Below are 21,364 nucleotides of genomic sequence, written 5' to 3'. Positions count from 1 at the left end.
TCGTTGGCTCAGGAAGGCCAGTTGAAATGGTCTACTCGCTCATCCGCGATATAGAAAATATTGGTGCCCGGCGTGACTTCCAGATCCAGCGCTGGGTTGAGTTCAATCCCCTGACCCCGGTCAATACCGATTAATGTGGCATCATGCTCAGCCTTAAACAGCGTAAACAGCTGACTGATCGGCGTGCTCACACCATTGACAGGAAAACGTACCGCGTACTGAGTCATGCCATGGTGGGTACTCAGTAATTCGTGGTGTAAGCCACTTGAGCCAGGGTCAACCGCTGCTTTGGCCAGCATTTCCACGGCCACAGACGGAATGCACTCCGCATTCGGGCAATGGTTTTTCAGCAGATCGCTTAGCGCTTCATCATGAAAGTAAGCCAGCAGGTGTGCCTGCGGATTCCGACTGGTACAGTACAACGCTGCAGCCAGAGTCACGTCGTCTTCTTCGTTATCGATGATGATGCAACTGGCACTGCTAATCCCGGCTCTGTCCATGCTTGCTGTGTCGGTAAAACTGACCACACGCACAAAGTCGATTTCACCCGGCAGCGGGTTTTCCATCTCAGGACGAACACACAACACAATGTGGCGACGGGTTCGCTCTTCATGTTGCAGCATTTTGATCAGATGCAGGGTTCGCTGGTGATTCCAGCCGAGTACCAGAATATGGTTCTCCACGTTGATTCTCCGTTTGCCAAGCAGGCTGCTTTTCCAGTAGCCGATAAACACGGTGGCCAGACGGCCAATCCCAATGGCGAATAATCCCAGACCGCCCGGAATCACAAAAAGGGAAACGACCCACTGACCGGCGATGGTTTGCGGTGAAAAATCACCATAGCCGACGGTCGAGGCAGTCACCACAAGGTAATAAATGAAGCGGCTTGCTGAGTGAGTCAGATCTTGCTCACCCGCCAATTCAAGCAGTATCCAGCTCAACCCGACATAGATCACCAGGGTCATGAGCAGGTTACGGCCATTGAGCTGATTGAATTGTTGATGGGCCCAGCGACGGACCCACAACCAGATTGTCATGCCTTTCTCCTCAATCCTTCAGAGGCATGGCGCCTGCTTAGCGACCGAGAATACGTGCCAGTTCATCTTCAGCAGAGGCTTGGCCACCACTTTTGAGGCCAGCATCCGCAAGCTTTTTGTCCAGCGCAGAACCGGACTGCTCTTCCGCCATTTCTGCAGACGCTTCCAATTGCGCCGCTTTTTCGGCCTGACGCTGTTTGATGCGTTCCAGAGAAGACGCCGCTGTGTGCATCTTGGTGTTTGCACCCACCTGACTGGCCGAAACGGCAGACTGTGCTTTCTGCACGGCTTCTGTTGCTTTCACCACATCAACCTGTTGTTCCAGTTGACGCAGTTTGTCTTTCGCCTGTGCGATGTTGGAACGCAGGCTCTGCTCAGACTTGTTGAACTGATCGAGGTACGTTTGTTCGGTTTGCTGCTCATTCCGCAGGTTTGCCACTTTCTGAGCGCACTCCAGCGCCAGATCCTGCTGACCTTTGTCCATCGCATTGCGGGCATAGGCTTCATACTCGGTAATGCCCAGATTAAAGCTTTCGACTTTTTGCTGGGACATTTTGCGCTTGGCGACAATTTTAACCAGCGCTTCGTCTGACCGGCGCAGCTCTTCCTTTGCTTCACGAATTTCCTGATCAAGGATACGCAGGGCCTGGCTGTCGACGACGGCTTCAGCGGCTTCGTTTGCACCGCCACGGACTGCGGTGAACAGTTTTTTCCACACACTCATGCTGTTTGCTCCTTGAAGTGGTCCTGATACAGATCGATAAAGGCTTCAACGTTACGGAATAGCGTCGCGACTTCAATGACAACACTCTCAGCTTTGGACTGAGACGACAGGGAACCAAAGGCAATGTAGTAATCATTGTCATTGATTGTGTTCAGGCCAATGGTCGACAGCGGGAACAGCTTGTGTGTACGCAGAACTTCGCGGTTCAGTGCATCGGTATCTTTGACCTGAGCGGCATCGAACAACACGACTTCAACCAGAATCTGTTCGCCTGAAACCGCCAGAAAGGCTTCAATGTTGTCTTCATTGCGGATCAGCAGTGCCTGACCCTGTAATTCGACTTGCCAGCCGTCATGCTCAGACAGCAGGGGAGCCAGATCGGAAAGTTGCCACATAGTCAGCATCCTTTGATTAAAAAAACAATTTCAAGAGTCATTCGGCAGCGCGTGCAGCGCTGCAGATTGCTATTTCCAGACATTTGACTGATCCCTGCTTGTGAAGTTCCTGATTTCAGGTCAGCTTCGCAGCGAACAGCGGGGGATAAAGCGTCTTTATCCCGGGTCTGCATTGACCATTCTCGGGTCAACAAAACCTAATATAAGGCAATTGGGCGACAGAGTATGCCTTTGAACTCATAGAGACAGGTCGATTTTTTGTGGTTGAAGTCCTGTTTTGTGATATTGGCCTGAGAATTAAAACACATTGAATTCGATGAAAAAAATGACAAGTCGGTTCATTCTGATTTCTCGTCTCTTTTAACTGAATATAGCGAGGGTTGCGACAGCTATACTTAGCAGCAGTGCTGACCGCTGAGGAATGACAATGACCAAGAAGAATCTGCTGTTGCGGTTTATCTTGCCTCTGTTGCTGGCGATGGTGCTGGGGGCTGTGGTGCTGAAATTTTATACCTATCACACACGGCCCGCAGAGCTCAGTCTGACGGGCGTGGATCTGGCCCCGTTTTCAGATGAAAAATCAGGGTTACTGAAGCCTGAACTGCTCGCGATCAGCCAGCCGGAATACCGCGCCATGGTCGCGGCAACGTCGCCAGACGCAGAACAGACACTTGCCGGTGAATGCCAGCGCTGGGCGGAAGTACTGCCGTCCTGGTTACTCTGTGAAACACCCGGTTATTTGCTGAATACCGATTCACAGGCGCAGTTTAAAGCGCCTAATCAATTAATCGCAGCGGGCAGCCTCAGTGCGAATGCCTTGCAGTCAATGGTGTCTGTTTACCGGATCGAACGAGATCCCGAGGCTGAAGGCAGCCTGATTTCCCGGTTGGATATCTATGAACACGACGATGGTGTGCCTCATTATTATCGGTACGACACCGCGGGCAAACTCATCAATAGACCGTTGAGTGAGATGCCTCAGCCGATCGCCTATGTGGAGGAGGTGGTGAATCCGACGCTGCAACCTACCTTGCGTTTTACCTTTTCAAATCGTGGGGCCAGAGATGCAACCCTGACCCGTGTACGCAGTGAACGGATTTTTGTGGTCTTCCCATCCGCGCAGGCGGGCTATCTTGGAGAGCAGTTGCCGCCCCGGGTCACATTGCAAGCACCGGGAATTAGCCTTGGGCCAGACATTGATGAATCTGTTACTCTCGCCGATCCGGTTGTGATTCAGCCAGAGCGAGAGAAAGCCCTGGAAGTACCGGTGAACATTCTGGATTTGGGGCAAGGGGACACACCGGGATATCTGCTGGTTCGTTTTCTCGTCGATTATTCGGATAGCAGTCAGCAACGCACAGCCTTACTGGGGAACTTTCTGTTTACCGATCATGTCCTGTTGCCTTTGGGGGAATGAGATCGGGAGGTCTTCCGTTCGTTGCTGGCTGGGATGTGTAGGGATCAGATCATCAGCTTCAATGATGGAGATACATGGCAGACGATTCAGCGCCACCTGTATTTTTTGGGTGACGGTAAGACAGAGCGAAGCCTGCCTGCAATGACAGCCGATGGCGTTGTGGTTTCTCTGGGTCGTGTTGTTGCTAGCAATGGCGACAGTGCGCTGAAACTGATTTCCGCAAAAAGGGATCGGCTCAGTGATCAACAGGCATGGCAGCATCATGGTGCATCAAAAGCCGGTTGTGAAACCATGTTGCCTGAGCTGACTGATAAAAATATGCTGTATTTTTTGTGTGATCAGGGGCAGGTTGTGCGCACGGCTGACTTCGGAGAGCACTGGGAAACGGTTGTGCCCATGGATATTGCCGGAATGCAGCAAGAATTCGAGGAATTTATCCGCGTCGCCAAAGAGCAGGCCATGAAAACTGCCGCGATCGCTGAAGGTGAAAGTCTGTAAATGCGTGTCACCGGGAATCGATGGTGCACCGAGGATGATGGAAAGCCCCTGTTGTCAGGGGCTTTCTGTTACTAGGGAGAGGAAGAAGGGATACCGGTTATTGTTTCTGGCGGCGGCGAAGAAGGCCCAGTCCGAGAACGCCGAGTCCTAGAAACGCCATGGAGGTTGGCTCCGGCATATCAGTGATCTCTCGACCAAACTTACGGACCAGTGCATCCTGAAAGTCTGAACCAAAGTTACTGGCTTCCAGATAAAAACCTAATGGTGTGTCTGCCGGATTGATCCCGACTAAAGCTTCAAGGAAGGTCTGATCAACGCCACCGACGCCCAGTGCGTTTATGGTGATCCCCAAATCACGGGCGGCATTGGCAGCAATCAGCGCATTCGTACTGGGATCGCCCGGATCATTGTCGGACGTTGGCACACCGTCCGTGGAGATATCAATCACGAACTTGTAATCCTGTGAGCCGATTGAGAACGCAGCCATCGCATCCAGAATCGCATCTTGTGTGTTGGTCAACCCACCGGCGTAAGTCGCGCCATTGGTCAGGTCGGTTGCAAAGCCGGCCGCTGCGGCATCACTGTCGAGCAGTGTCCAGTCGACGACCTGCACGGCGGTGCCAGAGAAGGTCCATGCACTGACGTAAACCTCGGTATAAGGGCTTGGATCGATGAAGGTGTTGTAAAAGCCAGCTGAATTTAAAATGTTGGTATAGCCACTGATTTGATTGGCAAAATCCGTGGAACCTATACTGCCTGAACCATCAATTAACAGGGCCAGTTCTAAAACATCCGCGTTAGCCTGCATGCTGGTGCCCAGCGTTGCGGCCAGTGCAACCGGAATCAAAGCTTTTTTAATCGACAATGACATTGAACTACTCCTCACGTACGACAGAATCGGGGGTGAACACCCAACTGAGTTGGTCGTAAGGGATGAGCAATTTCGGTGCCATCATGCTAAAGCATTAATTTCTCGTCATCTTTTGGTTGAGCCTGCCGCCAGATGTAAAAAATGCTGACACCTTTTCTCAGGAATCGCAGCCAGCGCGGTCTTTCGACGGAGAAAGGTGTAAAAAATCCTGACTTATTCACTGAGCTGGCTGAATTCAATGCGGAGCCAGGCCCGCAGGGTCATCACACTTTCCTGTTTTAATTTGTCGCGGTGGCACACGAGAAAATAAGCCTGCTGCGGATTGAGCACCGCAGGCCCGACCTCGGCCAGCAACCCTTGCCGGATATCGTCCCGGACAAATAATCGATGGGTTACCAGCACGCCCAGCCCGCGCAGGGTGGCCTGAACAGCATGCGCCGACGTTGTGAAACATAAGTTCCGTTGCTGTGCGGGCACTCGGTACTGATTGGCCTGACACCAGAGATGCCAGTCATTCTGCCTTCTGGGATTGGTGACGAAGACCGGGGAATGGTGCAGCAGGAGTTGTTCCGGCGTATTGGCAGTTGATTCTGACAATAAGCGGGGGGAACACACCAGAATCAGTTCATCATCGCCCAGTTTTTCACAGTGATAATTTTTCCAGTCGTCGGGACGGCCATGAATCAAGGCGACATCCACGCCCTCTTTATCGAGATCGAACACATGAGTCAGGGTGGAGATCCGGATATCAATCTGAGGCGCCATCGCCTGGAATTCCGGCACCCGGGGAATCCACCAGTGTAGGGCCAGCGAATTCACCATATTCAGGGTGATCCGCTGCTGGTTCTGTTGCTGTAAGGATTCACCGGCCTCAACAATTTGTTCCAGTGCCGGTGCAACCTGGCGGTAATACTTGCGACCGTTCCGGTTGAGCTCAACCCGTCGGCCAACCCGCTGGAACAGCGGCAAGCCTAATTGCCCCTCCAGCGACTTAATCGCCTGACTGATGGCCGAATGGCTCACACTGAGCACATCGGCAGCGTCGGTCATACTGCCGGTTTCCGCGACGGCGACAAAAGCATAAATAGACTTCAGGGGAATGAATTTTCTCATCTGTAAGTTTTTCTTACGGGTTTGGTTAATATTATTCGCTTTTTTATCATTTGTAACCCGGCTAGACTCCTCGCCAGCTAAGGAGTATTGCATGACCTCAGATTTTCGCCCCCTCTTTTTTATGCTGGCTTCCACGTTCAGCCTGTCTGTCAACGGCCTGGTGTCTAAGTTGCTCAGTGATCAGATCAGTATTGAACTCTTGAGTCTGTTACGGTTTGCCTTACCTGCATTGTTATTGATGTGGCTGATGTCTTTAACGCAGTGGGCCGTGCCAGACAACCGGAAACTCTGGCAATCGCTGGCCGTCCGGGCGTTTTGCGTGGCGGCCGCACAACTGTGTTTTCTTTTTTCACTCAGTCACTTATCGCTGGTTGAAACCGTGGTGTTGTTCAGTACCGGGCCGCTGTTTATTCCTGTGTTAGAAAAACTGTTATTTAAAACTCAGATTCAGTCGCTCACCGTGGCGAATCTGATCATCACATTTCTCGGTGTCATGCTGATGGCGGGCAGTGGTGACGGATTGACGATGCGGCCGGAATTACTGGTGGGTGTTGCTGCCGGTGTGTTTAACGCCGGATCTCAGGTCAGCTTATACCGGGTGAGTCAAGGCACGATGTCAGCGTTCGGCCTCAATGCCTGGTGTTTTACTCTGGCCAGCCTGATGTTAGTCCCGCTGGTACTGTTCACGCATAACCACACCATGCTGACCGACAGCTGGCAGCAACTTACTGATTCACAGTCCATGGTGTTGCCCGCGTTGCTGCTGCTGGCTATCTGTATTGTGAATACGCAGGTCTTCCGGGTGAAGGCGTACCGGCTGGTTGAATCCGGTTCCGAACTGGCCCCGCTGATCCTCACCAATCTGATGTTCGCTTTTCTCTGGCAGATCATCTTTTTTGAACAGAGTCTGGTCTGGAATAAGGTGCTCGGTGTCAGCCTGATTGTGCTGGCTATGCTGATGAATACCTTCGGTCCGATCTGGTTCCGGCAGCGACATGCTCGTCTGAGTCGCAGCTGATTCGCTCCCCAAGCCAGTGCAGGGATGCACTATCGCGGAACCTTTTCATCTTCTGACTCAGACGGGACATATCAAGGAAACTCATTAAGCAATTGATTTAAAATGGATTGATGTCTTGGGTGTGATTTTGGCACATAAGATGCAAAGTCAATTCCGTACACGACATTCAACACTTGATACTTTGGTTATTAGGCATTGCTGCCACGTCCTCTCCCGGGGGCGTGGCATTTTTTATGCCTGCGACATGGCGGTGGCAGCACCGCGTAGGAGATGCATATGAGTAGCAGGGCCGCTCCGACTTCCGGATGCCAGCAACAATCTGTGATTAAATCGGCCTGCCCGTATTGCGGAGTGGGGTGCGGCGTCCAGATCAATCCGCATCCTCGATCGGGGGCGTCAACCGTTTTGCCAGAAGTCACTGGAGATGCGGGACATCCGGCAAATCAGGGCGCGTTATGTGTGAAAGGCTCTGCGCTGAAAGAGAGCCTGACGATCCCCAACCGTTTGCTTTATCCGCGGATTCTGGGCCGGGAGTCCAACTGGGCTTCAGCGACAACGCTGATCGCAGAGAGACTCAAACAAACCCTGGCCGAGCATGGGCCGGAGAGTGTAGCGATGTATGTGTCCGGCCAGTTGCTGACCGAAGATTATTACGTCGCCAATAAACTGATGAAAGGTTTTGTCGGCTCCGCCAATCTGGATACTAACTCCCGCCTCTGTATGTCTTCAGCGGTCGCTGCACATAGCCGTGCCTTTGGTGAAGATCTGGTTCCGGTGCATTACGACGATATAGAAAAAGCAGGGTTGATTGTGATCGTTGGTGCCAATACGGCGTGGACGCATCCGGTGCTGTTCCGGCGGATACAGCAGGCCCGGGAAGCGAATCCGTCTCTGAAGCTGGTGGTGATTGATCCGCGGCGAACTCTGACGGCGCAGCAGGCGGATTTACATTTGCCGATAGCCAATGATGGGGATGTGCTGTTGTTCAACGGACTGTTGCGATTCCTGATGGATCATCAGGCTTTGGATGACGTATTTATTGCGCAGCACTGTCAGGGATTTGAAGCCCTCCGGTCGATCATCCGACGGGAGGCGTATGGATTGAAACGCTGTGCAGTAGCACTGGGCCTGAGCCGGACCGATCTGCAGACCTTTTTTCACTGGTTCCGTGAAACGCCCCAAACCCTGACACTGTTTTGTCAGGGGATCAATCAGTCGGCCAACGGAACGGATAAAGCCAACGCCATCATCAATTGCCATCTGGCGACCGGACGTATTGGTCAGCCCGGGGCTGGACCTTTCTCGCTGACCGGTCAGCCCAATGCGATGGGGGGCCGGGAAGTGGGTGGGCTGGCGAATCAGCTGGCGGTGCATCGCGGGTTTGATGCCGAATCTGTGGCTGCGGTCGGGGAATTCTGGCAGGCGCCGAACATGGCAACTCAGCCAGGCCTCAAAGCGGTCGATCTTTTTGAAGCCATGCATGCTGGCAAAATAAAGTTCATCTGGATCATGGCGACGAATCCGGTTGTGTCGATGCCAGACAGCGCCCGAATCGCGGCGGCTTTGTCGCGCTGCGATTTTGTCGTGGTGTCGGACATTTCACCGGATGCCGATACTGCCGCCTTTGCCGATGTGTTGCTGCCCGCCGCTGGCTGGGGAGAAAAAGAAGGCATGGTGACCAACTCGGAGCGGATGATCAGCCGTCAGCGCGCTTTTCTGCCGCCACCGGGACAGGCATGTGCAGACTGGCAGGCCTTGTGCGAGGTCGCGCAGCGGATGGGATATCCGGGGTTCGATTTTCCCAGTGCAGCGGATGTTTTTCGCGAGCACGCTGCATTGAGTGGGATCAATCGCGGCACGCCTCTGCTGTTTGATTTGTCTGCGTTGGCAGACCTGTCCGACGCGGACTATGCACACTGGCAGCCACAGCGCTGGCCGCTGGGTCAGACATCCCATCTGTTCCGTGACGGCGTGTTTCCGACGGATGACGGACGTGCCCGTTTCATGGCGGTGTCGGCCGAAACGTTTGTCGGGCAGACTGCTGAACCCCACGGATCAGATGGCCGTTTGCCTGTCTGGTGGCTCAATACCGGCCGTCAACGGGATCAATGGCACACCATGACCCGCACCGGCCACATCGCCCGGCTGGCCGAAAGCGAACCTGAACCCACCGTTTACATGCATCCGCATGCCGCGCAGCAACTTGAGTTGGATGAGGGACAATTGATTCGGCTGTCTGCAGTCGATGTCCAACCCGCAACGGCACTGTCGGGACAGGCACCACAGTCGGGACAGACACTGCTGGCGAAGCTGGGGCTGGATGATGGCTTGTCACCGGGTCAGCTGTTTATGTCGATGCACTGGGCTGGCAGGTTTGGCTTCGACAGCCGGGTCAATGGGCTCGTTCCTGCTGATGCGGATCCGGTTTCCGGCCAGCCTGCACTCAAGTCCGCTTCCGTTGCGATCGCCCCTGAACCTGTCGGGTCTTATGGCCTCTGGCTCGGGGATCAACCGCCACCATTTGCAACCGAGTACCTGAGTTTTCAGACCACAGAGGCCGTGGGTCTCTGGCGGTTTACGACCCGGCGTCCCTTGTCCAAACAAGCATGGGCCGACACAGCGCAGACGCCACAAGCGGCACGGACACTGATGCTGGATGGGATGTGTCCGGCTCCGAACAGCTGGGCCGGGCTGATACAACAGGGCAGTACACTGGGTGCAGTTTGTCTGGTCAGTCAGCAGCCACTTACGGCAGATGCCATGGCACTGGCGGCCTTATTCGGGCAGGACTTTTCAATTTCCGCATTTCTGGCGCTGATGTTGCGGGGACAGGCACCATCAAAACTGGTGTGCAGTTGCTTCCGAGTGACGGACCGGCAAATCATCAAAGCCATTGAAGAAGACGGCATCAATACACTTGGTGGACTTCAGGCACAGCTGAAATGCGGCACCAATTGCGGGTCTTGTCTGGCAGAAGTGCGCACAGTGCTGGTGGCGAATCAGACGCCAGATGTTCAGGAAAAGCAGAGGATAGAAAGCGACGCCAAGGCCGAGGTCAGGGTGGCGCAGTCTTTGCCTTCAGTACAAGGAGTACAGGGATGAGTGAGATGAATCCGTTCAAAGACACTGCGGAAAAGACGGTGACGGTGATGCCAGCGATCAGACCGATGGCGCAGCGGCCCGCAGTCAGTCTGGTGGGAGCCGGACCGGGGGATCCAGAATTACTGACGATCAAAGCACTGAAGGCCATTGAACGGGCAGACGTGCTGGTTTACGACCGGCTGGTCAGTGAAGCGATTCTGAAGCTGGCGAATCCAAACGCGGTATGGATTCATGTCGGCAAACGCTGCGGTGAGCCCAGTATGAAGCAGGAAGCCATCAATCAGCTCCTGATTGAGCAGGCGGGCACGGGGCAATATGTTGTGCGCTTGAAAGGGGGCGATCCGCTGATCTTTGGCCGGGGCGGTGAAGAAGGGCTGGCGCTGGCCGCTGCCGGGATTCCTTTTGAGTTTGTGCCGGGCATCACCGCGGCAATTGGCTGCGCGGCGTCGGCATCTATTCCGCTCACCCATCGCGAAATGTCCCGTTCGGTCACGCTGGTGACCGGGCATGTGGTGTCAGGGGCTTTACCGGCGTGGGCGCAGTTGATCGGCGCCGGGCAGACCATTGTTTTTTATATGGGGCTGGAACAGGCGCGGGAAATTCAAAGCGGCCTGACACTGGGCGGGCTGAGCACCGATACCCCGCTGGCTGTCGTCATCAAAGGCAGCACGCCGGACGAAGTGGTGCATGTGTCGACATTGGGCAAGCTCACCAAACTGGGGCAACTCTTCAAGGGACAGTCACCGGCGCTGCTGGTGATTGGCGACGTGGTGCGCCTCCGCGAGACGCTGAATCAATTACTTACGTCAGATGCTGATCCGATGGATACCCCCAAAGAGGTATTTTTTGGCTGAACTGGCCGCTGTGGCTGTTTCCTTGCTTGAGTGATGGTGTTGTGCGTGAACGGTCAGGGACAGGGAAGTCGACAGGGATGACAAAATCAGATGCGCGACAGAGTGATCAGCAGGCGGCAGCCTCCCGACAGATCCTGGTGTGCAGTGACTGCACCCGCGAACAGGCGAGGCTGACCCGAGAACTGGCAGCGCATTACGACGATGTGATTGGTTGCCCGTTCAGCCAGCTGTCCGGGGTGATCCCACAGGCATCATCGCGGGTGCTGGTGATCAGCTGGGCCAGGGCGGATGCCGAACTTCGTTTGCTGGTGACTCAGGCGGGCAGTCAGCAATGGCCGCTGGTGGTGATGATCCGGCAACTGGACATTCACGATATCGAGCGTTTACCCGCACCGGACGGTTATGTCCTTCTCCCCGGCGACTCGGCAACGGCGCTGCGCGTCTGGGTGGAAAGGGCTGAACAGGTCAGGGCGCGGCAACGCAAGATTGAGCGAGAGTTTCAGACGCTGAATCGTCGCCTGGAAGACCGGCGGCTGGTGGAGCAGGCCAAAGGTTTGCTGATGAAGCAGCATGGTCTGGCGGAAGCCGAAGCTTATCAGATGCTTCGCAACGCAGCGATGCAGCACAGTCAGCCGCTGGGCCAGATTGCGAAGAACGTGTTGTTCCGGCTGACGCGTGGTTAAAAGGACCGGACGAGCAGAATGAACATGGCTGAAAGGTGAGGCAACGACACCTGACTTTTCGGCCCAAAAATCAGACATCCATGAATCACACAGCAACGCTGCTGCTTCCTTTGGGAAGGGCAGCGTTTTTTTATGGGTTCAGGCATTGGTTTCGACTTGATGAAGAGGATTAGACATGGAACGAGGGAAACGAAAGGGATTTACCGTTGCGGTGGCGCTCAGCCTGTTCTCGCTGTCGGCGCAGGCCGACGTGGGGCCACCGGAGAAAGATGAACTGAAGTTTGGGTTTATCAAACTCACCGACATGGCGCCGCTGGCCGTGGCCTATGAAAACTTCTTTTTTGAAGACGAGGGCCTGTACGTCACTTTGGAAGCACAGGCGAACTGGAAAGTTTTACTGGATCGGGTGATTGACGGCGAGCTGGACGGTGCGCACATGCTCGCCGGACAGCCTATCGGCGCCACCATTGGCATTGGGACTCAGGCCGACGTAATCACCGCTTTCAGCATGGATCTCAACGGCAACGCGATCACGGTGGCGAATCACGTCTGGGAAGCGATGAAGCCGAATGTTCAGCGTCAGGCGGATGGCAGCGTCCGGCATCCGGTGACGGCAGATCTGCTCAAGCCGGTGATCGCGTCGTATCAGGCGGAAGGGAAGTCCTTCAATATGGGCATGGTGTTCCCGGTGTCAACGCATAACTACGAGCTGCGTTACTGGCTGGCTGCCGGCGGAATTCATCCCGGCTTTTATGATCCGGCGCACGGAGATAACAGCGGGCAGCGTCAGGCCGATGTGCTGCTGAGTGTCACCCCGCCGCCGCAAATGCCCGCCACGCTGGAGGCTGCCACCATTCAGGGCTACAGCGTGGGTGAACCCTGGAACCAGCAAGCGGTGATGAAAGGCATTGGTGTGCCCGTGATTACGGATCACGATATCTGGCGTAATAACCCGGAGAAAGTGTTCGGGGTCAGCAAAAGCTGGGCAGAGGCCCATCCCAACACGCATATCCGGGTGGTGAAAGCCTTGATCCGCGCGGCCCACTGGCTGGATGACGATGACAATGCCAACCGGTCGAAGGCTGTCCAGATGCTGGCGCGCAGTCAGTATGTCGGAGCGGATGCCAAAGTGATCGCCAACAGCATGACAGGCACCTTTGAGTATGAAAAAGGCGATCGGCGTCCGGCGCCGGATTTCAATGTGTTCTTTCGGTATCACGCCACTTATCCCTATTACAGCGATGCCGTCTGGACGCTGACGCAAATGCGGCGCTGGGGCCAGATCCCGCAGGCCAGACCGGATGACTGGTATCTGTCTGTTGCGAAGCGTGTTTACCGTCCGGAGATCTATCGTCAGGCTGCCGAAGCCCTGATTGCCGAAGGCAAAATGAACCCCTCGGATTTTCCGGATTTTGACCGCGAAGACGGGTTCCGGCCCCCGCAGAATGGCTTCATTGATCAGATCACTTTTGACGGCCGTCAGCCCAATGCGTATCTCGACAAATTCGCCATTGGTCTGAAGGGCGATGACCGCTTGTAAGGAGGACAACAGATGATAGCTTCGATGATCAATGCTCGCGTGCTGCCGAAACCGGCACAGGTGATACAGCACTGCCGGAACCTGGCCTTACCGGCCTCAGGAATCGTCATTTTTCTTCTGATCTGGCACCTGGCGGCCAGTCAGGTTCAGACGTCTTTAGGCACCCTGCCGGGACCAGTTCAGACCTGGCAGCAGTTCACCAGTCTGGTGGCTGAACATCAGCGTGAACGGGCTCGCGAAACAGCCTTTGATGCACGTCAGGCAGCGCGGAATGCCGAACGGCTGGCGCAGAATCCTCAGGCTGAGATCCGGGTTCGCGATTACACCGGAAAACCCACTTTTTTTGACCAGATCGGCACCAGTTTGCTGACGGTCGGTGCTGGCTTTCTGCTGGGGACACTGATTGCAATTCCGGCCGGGATTTTGCTGGGGCTGAATCAGAATCTCTATGCGGCGCTGAACCCGATCATTCAGCTCCTTAAACCTGTCTCTCCACTGGCCTGGCTGCCGATTGTCACCATGGTGGTCAGCGCGCTGTATGTCAGCGATGACCCGCTGGTGGCGAAATCCTTCTTAAATTCCCTGCTGACTGTCGCGATGTGCAGTCTGTGGCCCACCCTGATCAACACCGCCGTCGGTGTGACCGGGGTGGACAAGGATCTGCTCAATGTCAGTCGCGTGCTCAGGCTGTCTCGCTGGCAGCATGTGCGCACCATTGTTCTGCCGTCGGCGATTCCTATGGTGTTCACCGGATTGCGGCTGTCGCTCGGGGTGGCCTGGATGGTGCTGATTGCGGCAGAGATGCTGGCGCAGAATCCGGGGCTGGGCAAATTCGTGTGGGATGAATTTCAGAATGGCAGTTCGGCTTCACTGGGACGCATTATGGTGGCCGTTGTGACCATCGGCTTCATCGGACTGTTGCTGGATCGCGGGATGCTCAGTCTGCAACGTCATTTTTCATGGAATCAACAACTGAGCCAGCGTTAAGCGGTTCAGGTGAAGGAGAAAGCAATGTTGTTGAAAACCAAGTTTACCAAAGCCGTGACACTCAATGCTGTAACGTCGGCAGAGACAGCCGCTCATCCCCCACCGTCGCAAGCCAAGTCCCGGGATTATCTCCTGCTCAGTTATCTGGGGATGCGGTTTCCAACGCCACAGGGCGACTTTGTTGCGCTGAAAGATGTCAATTTTGCCATCCGGCAGGGGGAGTTTATTTCGCTGATTGGCCATTCCGGCTGCGGGAAATCCACGGTGCTGAATCTGGTTGCCGGGTTGCATGATGCAACCGATGGCGGGGTGATTCTGGAAGGACGTGAGATCGACGGCCCCGGCCCGGAGCGCGCGGTGGTTTTTCAGAACCATGCACTGCTGCCCTGGCTGACGGTGTATCAGAACGTGGAACTCGCCGTGAAACAGGTCGAGAAGGGGAAGGCATCGGCTGCCATCCGGGATGCGGTGATGCATTACCTCCGGTTGGTCCAGATGGATCATGCCCATGATAAACGGCCCGATGAAATTTCCGGCGGGATGAAGCAGCGGGTCGGGATTGCCCGGGCTTTGGCGATGAAGCCCAAAGTGCTGCTGATGGATGAGCCCTTCGGTGCGCTGGACGCCCTGACCCGGGCTCATTTGCAGGATGCGCTCATGGCGATCCAGTCGGAGCTGAACAACACGGTGATCATGATTACCCATGACGTAGATGAAGCGGTGCTGCTTTCGGATCGTATTGTGATGATGAGTAACGGCCCGGCGGCCACCATTGGTGAGGTGCTGGAGATTCCTCTGGCGCGGCCCCGGAACCGGGTCGCACTGGCGGATGATCCGGTGTATCAGCAGCTTCGCCAGCGGGTGTTGCGCTTCCTGTATGAGAAGCAGCGCTAGGTCGAGCCCATCACCCCGCAGAAAAAGAACCCCAAAGTGGCCTGAGCCAGGTGATAAACAACAGAATTCAGGAGAGCAAGGATGTTGATGCAACGGGAAAAATTACTGGTGGTGGGAAACGGCATGGTCGGCCATCACTTTATTGAACAGCTGGTGGCACAAAATGCACAGCAGCGATATCAGATCACTGTGTTGGGTGAGGAGCGGTTTGTCGCTTATGACCGGGTCCATTTGTCTTCGCTGTTTTCCGGCAGTGATCATCAGGATCTCTTCCTGAGTCAGGAGGCATGGTATCAGGAGCAGGGAATTGAGTTGCTGCTGGGGGAGCAGGTTGTCGCGATTGATCGTGACAGACAGCGTGTCACGCTGGCCAGTGACAGTCAGCTTGCATACGACAAACTCGTGCTGGCGACCGGGTCTTACCCTTTTGTGCCGCCGGTTTCGGGGAATGATCGCGCGAACTGTTTTGTTTACAGAACGCTGGATGATTTATCTGCCATTAAAACGGCCTGTGAAGGCGCGAAAACCGGTGCTGTGGTCGGTGGCGGACTGCTGGGACTCGAAGCGGCCAACGCATTGCGTTTACTGGGGCTGGAGACGCACGTCGTGGAGTTTGCGCCGCGGCTGATGCCGGTTCAGATTGATGATGCGGGCAGTGCATTGCTGAAACAGAAAGTGAGTGAACTGGGCGTTCGGGTTCACACCAGCCGCGCAACCACAGCGATCACCGATGGCGAGACGGCCTATCACCGGATGAACTTTCAGGATCATCCGCCGCTTGAAGTTGATGTGATCGTGTTTTCTGCCGGGATCCGCCCGCAGGACACACTGGCCCGGCAATGCGGACTGGCCATCGGTGAGCGGGGCGGGATTGTGATCAACGATGCCTGTCAGACCAGTGATCCGGCGATTTATGCCATTGGTGAATGTGCACTTTGGCAGCAGCGGATTTTTGGCCTGGTTGCACCGGGTTACCGGATGGCGCGCATTGCAGCCGATCAGATTCTGGGTGGGGAGGCGACCTTTGACGGCGCGGATATGAGCACCAAACTCAAACTCATGGGGGTTGATGTTTCTGCCATCGGCGATTCACTGGGGCAGGGTGAAAGCTGTCAGGAAATGGTGTTGCAGGATATGCGCGCCGGGGTCTACAAAAAACTGGTGGTGAATGAGACCGGCGACAAACTGCTGGGGGCGATTCTGATTGGAGATAATCAGGACTATGCCGCCCTGCTGCAGTGTTATCTGAATGAAATGCCACTGCCATCGCATCCGGCAGAACTGCTGTTCGACTGCTCTTCTTTGCAGGGCAGCAAAGATGCCGGCGCGATGATATGCTCCTGCCACAATGTGAGCCGGGGGGATATCGCAGCGGCGGTTCAGGCCGGGGCGCATGCGTTGTCTGAACTGAAAAGCTGCACCAAGGCCGGGGCGCATGCGTTGTCTGAACTGAAAAGCTGCACCAAGGCCGGCACGGGCTGTGGCGGATGCAGTGCGCTGGTGAAATCTGTGCTGGATGAAGAATTGGCCGCTCTGGGCATGGCAGTGAATCATCACTTATGTGAGCACTTTGCCCACACCCGTCAGGAACTCTTTCACCTGATTCAGGTAGAAGAGATCAAAAGCTTTACGGATCTGATCAGCCGCCATGGCCGGGGACTTGGATGCGATGTCTGTAAACCCGCCGCGGCGTCGATCTTTGCCTCGCTGTGGAATGAGCACATTCTGGCCCCACAGCATCAGCCGTTGCAGGACACCAACGATGCCTTTCTGGCCAACATCCAGAAAGATGGCAGCTACTCGGTGGTTCCCCGGATTCCCGGCGGTGAAATTACGCCGGACAAACTGATTGTATTAGGGGAAGTGGCTAAACAATTCGATCTCTATACCAAGATCACCGGCGGTCAGCGGGTGGATTTGTTCGGGGCGCAACTGGAACAGCTGCCGGATATCTGGCAGGCCCTGATTGATGCCGGGTTTGAAACCGGTCATGCCTATGGGAAATCGCTGCGAACCGTAAAATCCTGCGTGGGGTCGACCTGGTGTCGTTATGGTGTCGACGATTCCATGGCGCTGGCGATTCTGCTGGAGAACCGATACAAAGGATTGCGTTCACCGCATAAGCTCAAGTTTGCTGTTTCCGGCTGTACACGGGAATGCGCCGAAGCGCAGAGCAAAGATATTGGCGTGATTGCGACCGAAAACGGCTGGAATCTTTATGTGTGCGGTAATGGCGGGATGCGTCCGCGTCATGCGGATCTGCTGGTGTCTGATCTCTCGACCGAGGCCCTGGTGACCATGATCGACCGGGTGCTGATGTTCTATGTCCGGACAGCCGACAAACTACAGCGCACTTCAGTGTGGTTACAGAATCTGGAAGGCGGACTGGACTATCTGCGCAGCGTGGTCGTGGCGGATAGTCTGGGCATCAATGCAGCCTTGGAACAGCAGATGCAGCATGTGGTGGACACGTATCAGTGCGAATGGAAAACCACCTTGTCGACGCCGGAAAAACTGGCGCGCTTTCGCCGATTTGTGAATGACAATCCGTCGGAGACGGAATCGGTAACGGTTCCGGTAACGGTTCCGATAACGGTTCCGATAACGGTGCGTGAACGCGGTCAGCGTATACCGGTCCAGTGGGTCGAAGCACAACCACAAAGGCTGCCGGAAACAGAGAAGGAGGGCTTATGAGTTGGCAAAAAATCTGTCATATCGACGATCTGGTCGCGCAATCCGGCATGGGCGCATGGGCGGGCAACCAGCAAATTGCCCTCTTTTACCTGACCGCTCTGACGCCGGAAGTGTTTGCGCTGGATAACTGGGACCCGGTCGGGAAGGCCTATGTGATGGCACGGGGAATTCTGGGAGATATTCAGGGCCAGCCTTGTGTGGCATCGCCGCTATATAAACAACATTTCAGTCTGCACTCGGGGCAGTGCCTGGAAATCCCTGAAGTCCGCCTGAAAGTCTGGCCGGTGAAAATTGAACAAGACATGGTGTGGGTTGAGGTTGCCACCTGATTTCCCCATGCCTCTGTAAAAGAATCGGCAGTACCTACACGCCCAAAGCAAGGTTTCGCAGAGAACCAACGCGACAAGCCGTTCAAGCGGTTTTACATGCCAGCTGTGTCGTCGAACAGCTGGCTTCTTTATGGCTATATCCGTCAATTTGTTGACATTTTCTACCTTGCAGCAGTTCTGAAAATTGCCAGATTTTCGGGGTATTTTATCCGATGATTTGTATAAATTTTGAACGCTCTCATAAATTCATGTTCGCTGAGTTTCATTCCCGCCATGCTCATCTATGCATAGATTGGATGAGATTCACAAAAAACGCCCGATGACTGGCAAATGACGCTGTTCAGCAAGCCCAAGAGTGACAGCAGCCTGTGTGGTGAGACAAGAACAATCTCATGTGTTTCTAAAGACTTCCCGGTCGTAAAAAGACGACAGTTATACCAATCAAAGTCAGTCAATGATCAGAAATAGCGCAGGGGAAATGTTTGAGAACAAGGCAGACTTTTTAGATCAGTCGTGTTTCTACCATCAAAAAATCTAACGCAGTTATCGAGCATTTGAACAAGCTAGGATGACCAGTGATTGACTGCGATTGGTTACACCCATAGGAGAAATAAAATGAAGACCTGGTTTTCTGGTTTCAGTATTGCTGCTCGGATATGGACGTTGCTGGCTTTATTTGCCGTCGGGCTCGTGGTGAATACGGTGCTAAATGCCAGCAAATCGCGTGAGTTCATGCGGGAAAATTATGAGCGGGGGGTGGTGAATCTGGTCGAGAGTGCTGTCGGCGTGATTGAACACTACCACGGACTCAGTCAGTCCGGTGTTCTGACCGAATCTCAGGCCAAATCAGACGCCATTGCGGCCATTGCTGCGATGCGCTTTGATCAGGGGAACTATATCTTTGTCAATGATCGAAACGGCATTCAGCTGGCAGGTGTGAAGACGCTGATTGGCACCAATACGATGGATCTGGAAGATGCGGAAGGCTTCCGGTTTGTGCGCCAGCTGTATGTTGAAGCGAGAAACGGCGGAGGCTTTGTCGATTATGCCTGGCACAGCGGCCAGAGTACCAGCACATCAGAGCCGAAAACCAGTTATGTTCTGGAGTTCGGCCCGTGGCAATGGCTGGTGGGCAGTGGCATGAATATGCAGGCGCTGCAGACGGATGTGCGGAAAGCCGAAATGATCTCACTGACAAATGCCGGGATCATGCTGGCTGTGCTGTCTGTCCTGATAGCGCTGATGATCCGGTCGATTACCTCACCCCTGAAACAAACCGTTGAAGCAATGAAAGCGCTATCCTGTGGTGAGGGGGATCTGACACAACGCCTGAATGAGTCTGGCCGGGATGAGCTGGCGGCGTTATCGAAGTATTTCAACCAGTTTGTCGCCTCAATCCAGTCGATATTGCAGCAGATCAATACTTCCGGGACTCAGGTGGCTGCGGCCGCGAATCAGGTTTCATCGTCGATTCATACCGTCGACCATAATCTGAATCAGCAGCAGAATGACGTTGAGCAACTGGCCGCAGCCATGACGGAAATGCTGGCGACGGTTGAAGAAGTCAGCCGTCGCACAGTGGAGGCCAACGACGCCAGTTTATCGGCGGCCAATGGCACAAAGAACGGAAAGCTGATTGTGGACCGGAATGTCGAAGAAGCGAATCTGCTGGCTGACAACATCGCGCAGGCCAGTCAGGTGGTCGAGCAATTGGCAACCGACAGCCGCAACGTGGATACCGTCCTGGAAGTCATCCGGGGCATCGCCGAACAGACCAACCTGCTGGCCCTGAACGCCGCGATTGAAGCCGCCCGTGCAGGAGAAGCAGGCCGCGGCTTTGCCGTGGTTGCCGATGAAGTCCGGACGCTGTCGCAGCGCACTCAGGAATCGACACTGGAAATCCAGAAAATTGTAGAGCAACTCCAGCACGGCGCCGGAAATGCGGTGAAAGTGATGGAAACGGGCACAGAAAAAGCCAGTAACGCGTCGAAAATCTCCATCGAAGCCGGTGAAGCCCTGAATATCATCAATGGCGAAGTCCAGACCATTCAGGCCATGAACCAGCATATCGCCACCGCCACAGAGCAACAGACCCTGACCCTGAACGACATCAACTGCAATGTGGTCAGCCTGAAGGACATGTCCCTGTCGGTCGCCACCGAATCCGGCCAGATGGCCCAAGCCAGCGATGAACTGCTGCATGTGTCGGCGGATCTGATGAAGATGATTCAGCGATTCAAGCTGGCTTAGATGCCAGCTTTGGATTGTGAGTCGTATGGAATCCGTTTTTTGCGGTGACTTTTTGATTAACGCATCGATATAAAGCTAGAAAATGTCATCCCGCCTCTCCCCGTCATCCCCCGCGAAGGCGGGGATCCAGTGACGGTGGAGAACATAAATGAGGGTTGGATGAATACATCCCCTCTTCGATTGCCTCAGCACCGAGCCACATGGATTCCCGCCTTCGCGGGAATGACGACTTAAGCATTTGATATTAAAATAAAAACACCTCCAGGATGGTCGAGGTGACGTCCCAGAATACAACCAGAAAAGTTAAAGTAAGTCATTGACTGGAGGGAATGTGTGACGGTTTTTTGCCCCTTTGCACGTTAGTGCTAAAGCTCATTCACAGTTTGTTAATGCTAATTTGCGATACATTTTCTCATCTCTGCTCCTTTAGCGAAACACAACAAACGGGTGTTAAGTTTAATGCAAAGCGTTGAGAGTCAACAGGTTATTGTTGAATGCTTTATATGCTATTAGACGTAATGCCTTTGAACGACTGAAATGAGCAATTTCCATCGGTTTTATACTCAAAGCCCGACCCTATCTTCAGGTTCACGTTTTATCGCAATACCGACTAGAGCAGATACTGAACTTGGACAACGCCCTTTTTTATCTTTATAAAACTTAGCCGTCTGTTCTAAAGCAATAACATCCGTAATTTCCTTTTGAACAGCCATCTTCTCCAGGGCGTCCGCATGAATGGTTAAGGTTTAGCCATTGACGTAAACCCAGCCACAAGGACTTGCTCCAAAAAGGCGGGTTTCATCATGCAACGTTTCTGTTTCATCGGCACGCTAATCTTGGTTGGCTCCGCTCTGAGCATGTTCAGTGCCATGTGCCTTAACCCCGCTAGGTTTTCAGCCGCGTTTTCTCGGTAAATCTGACAAGCATCTTCTCGCATACTCACATCTAATATCCAGTG

The 21,364-nt window shown here is 54.3% G+C and carries 19 protein-coding genes; 12 read left to right on the top strand and 7 right to left on the bottom strand.

Annotated features, from left to right (window positions below):
• Positions 1–8 precede the first annotated feature (8 nt).
• The 3 genes from Q4579_RS18980 to Q4579_RS18970 are packed head-to-tail and all read right to left on the bottom strand — an operon-like array spanning position 9 to position 2,156.
• Positions 9–1,037 carry an ion channel gene (locus Q4579_RS18980; protein WP_303566299.1) on the bottom strand — a complete coding sequence of 343 codons (1,029 nt, stop codon included), beginning with the start codon at positions 1,035–1,037 and terminating at the stop codon, positions 9–11.
• Positions 1,038–1,074: 37 nt separating this feature from the next.
• On the bottom strand, positions 1,075–1,761 hold the full coding sequence (locus tag Q4579_RS18975; RefSeq protein WP_303566298.1) for a PspA/IM30 family protein: 687 nt from the start codon (positions 1,759–1,761) through the stop codon (positions 1,075–1,077).
• Positions 1,758–2,156: a DUF2170 family protein gene (locus tag Q4579_RS18970; protein WP_249199377.1), complete on the bottom strand. Its 399-nt coding sequence runs from the start codon at positions 2,154–2,156 to the stop codon at positions 1,758–1,760. The genes Q4579_RS18975 and Q4579_RS18970 overlap by 4 nt, the downstream gene beginning before the upstream one ends.
• 427 nt (positions 2,157–2,583) lie before the next feature.
• Here Q4579_RS18970 and Q4579_RS18965 point away from each other — a divergent pair, with 427 nt between their 5' ends.
• Both Q4579_RS18965 and Q4579_RS18960 read left to right on the top strand, forming a co-directional pair.
• Entirely contained in the window at positions 2,584–3,573 is a 990-nt protein-coding gene (locus Q4579_RS18965; RefSeq protein WP_303566297.1) for a hypothetical protein, read from the top strand.
• A gap of 33 nt (positions 3,574–3,606) precedes the next feature.
• Positions 3,607–4,071 (top strand): hypothetical protein, encoded by a 465-nt coding sequence (locus Q4579_RS18960; protein ID WP_303566296.1) that lies wholly within the window; start codon positions 3,607–3,609, stop codon positions 4,069–4,071.
• Between the two features lie 97 nt (positions 4,072–4,168).
• On the opposite strand, the gene Q4579_RS18955 is transcribed toward Q4579_RS18960, so the two are convergent.
• Both Q4579_RS18955 and Q4579_RS18950 read right to left on the bottom strand, forming a co-directional pair.
• Positions 4,169–4,942 carry a DUF1194 domain-containing protein gene (locus tag Q4579_RS18955; protein WP_303566295.1) on the bottom strand — a complete coding sequence of 258 codons (774 nt, stop codon included), beginning with the start codon at positions 4,940–4,942 and terminating at the stop codon, positions 4,169–4,171.
• A gap of 213 nt (positions 4,943–5,155) precedes the next feature.
• The gene (locus Q4579_RS18950; RefSeq protein ID WP_303566294.1) at positions 5,156–6,055 is read right to left on the bottom strand and encodes a LysR substrate-binding domain-containing protein; all 900 of its coding nucleotides are present in this window, start codon (positions 6,053–6,055) and stop codon (positions 5,156–5,158) included.
• Between the two features lie 91 nt (positions 6,056–6,146).
• Between Q4579_RS18950 and Q4579_RS18945 the strand changes: the two genes are divergently transcribed.
• The 10 genes from Q4579_RS18945 to Q4579_RS18900 all read left to right on the top strand — a co-directional run bounded on the left by Q4579_RS18945 (position 6,147) and on the right by Q4579_RS18900 (position 20,406).
• Positions 6,147–7,073: a DMT family transporter gene (locus Q4579_RS18945; RefSeq protein ID WP_303566293.1), complete on the top strand. Its 927-nt coding sequence runs from the start codon at positions 6,147–6,149 to the stop codon at positions 7,071–7,073.
• 276 nt (positions 7,074–7,349) lie between these two features.
• Complete coding sequence (locus Q4579_RS18940) at positions 7,350–10,175, top strand: nitrate reductase (protein WP_303566292.1); 2,826 nt, start codon at positions 7,350–7,352, stop codon at positions 10,173–10,175.
• Between the two features lie 47 nt (positions 10,176–10,222).
• Positions 10,223–11,029: a uroporphyrinogen-III C-methyltransferase gene (gene cobA, locus Q4579_RS18935; RefSeq protein ID WP_303566348.1), complete on the top strand. Its 807-nt coding sequence runs from the start codon at positions 10,223–10,225 to the stop codon at positions 11,027–11,029.
• 77 nt (positions 11,030–11,106) lie between these two features.
• Positions 11,107–11,712, top strand: coding sequence for an ANTAR domain-containing response regulator (locus tag Q4579_RS18930; RefSeq protein ID WP_303566291.1), 606 nt, complete (start codon positions 11,107–11,109; stop codon positions 11,710–11,712).
• Between the two features lie 175 nt (positions 11,713–11,887).
• Positions 11,888–13,252 (top strand): CmpA/NrtA family ABC transporter substrate-binding protein, encoded by a 1,365-nt coding sequence (locus Q4579_RS18925; protein WP_303566290.1) that lies wholly within the window; start codon positions 11,888–11,890, stop codon positions 13,250–13,252.
• Positions 13,253–13,264: 12 nt separating this feature from the next.
• Positions 13,265–14,239, top strand: coding sequence for an ABC transporter permease (locus Q4579_RS18920; RefSeq protein ID WP_303566289.1), 975 nt, complete (start codon positions 13,265–13,267; stop codon positions 14,237–14,239).
• A gap of 150 nt (positions 14,240–14,389) precedes the next feature.
• A complete protein-coding gene (locus Q4579_RS18915; RefSeq protein WP_303566347.1) occupies positions 14,390–15,133 on the top strand; it encodes an ABC transporter ATP-binding protein in 744 nt (247 codons plus the stop codon).
• An 87-nt stretch (positions 15,134–15,220) separates the two neighbouring features.
• Complete coding sequence (locus tag Q4579_RS18910; RefSeq protein WP_303566346.1) at positions 15,221–17,827, top strand: FAD-dependent oxidoreductase; 2,607 nt, start codon at positions 15,221–15,223, stop codon at positions 17,825–17,827.
• Positions 17,824–18,156: a nitrite reductase small subunit NirD gene (nirD, locus tag Q4579_RS18905; RefSeq protein ID WP_303566288.1), complete on the top strand. Its 333-nt coding sequence runs from the start codon at positions 17,824–17,826 to the stop codon at positions 18,154–18,156. The genes Q4579_RS18910 and nirD overlap by 4 nt, the downstream gene beginning before the upstream one ends.
• A gap of 615 nt (positions 18,157–18,771) precedes the next feature.
• Positions 18,772–20,406 (top strand): methyl-accepting chemotaxis protein, encoded by a 1,635-nt coding sequence (locus tag Q4579_RS18900; protein ID WP_303566286.1) that lies wholly within the window; start codon positions 18,772–18,774, stop codon positions 20,404–20,406.
• Positions 20,407–20,969: 563 nt separating this feature from the next.
• On the opposite strand, the gene Q4579_RS18895 is transcribed toward Q4579_RS18900, so the two are convergent.
• Both Q4579_RS18895 and Q4579_RS18890 read right to left on the bottom strand, forming a co-directional pair.
• Positions 20,970–21,119: a hypothetical protein gene (locus Q4579_RS18895; protein ID WP_303566285.1), complete on the bottom strand. Its 150-nt coding sequence runs from the start codon at positions 21,117–21,119 to the stop codon at positions 20,970–20,972.
• A 26-nt stretch (positions 21,120–21,145) separates the two neighbouring features.
• Positions 21,146–21,364, bottom strand: a 219-nt coding sequence (locus Q4579_RS18890) for a transposase (RefSeq protein WP_368502006.1), incomplete at its 5' end; no start/stop codon positions are given.

This window comes from Photobacterium sp. 1_MG-2023 (assembly GCF_030547945.1).
Classification (GTDB): domain Bacteria; phylum Pseudomonadota; class Gammaproteobacteria; order Enterobacterales; family Vibrionaceae; genus Photobacterium.
Note: the sequence above shows the minus strand (reverse complement) of the source record. Positions and strands in the feature narration are given on the sequence as shown.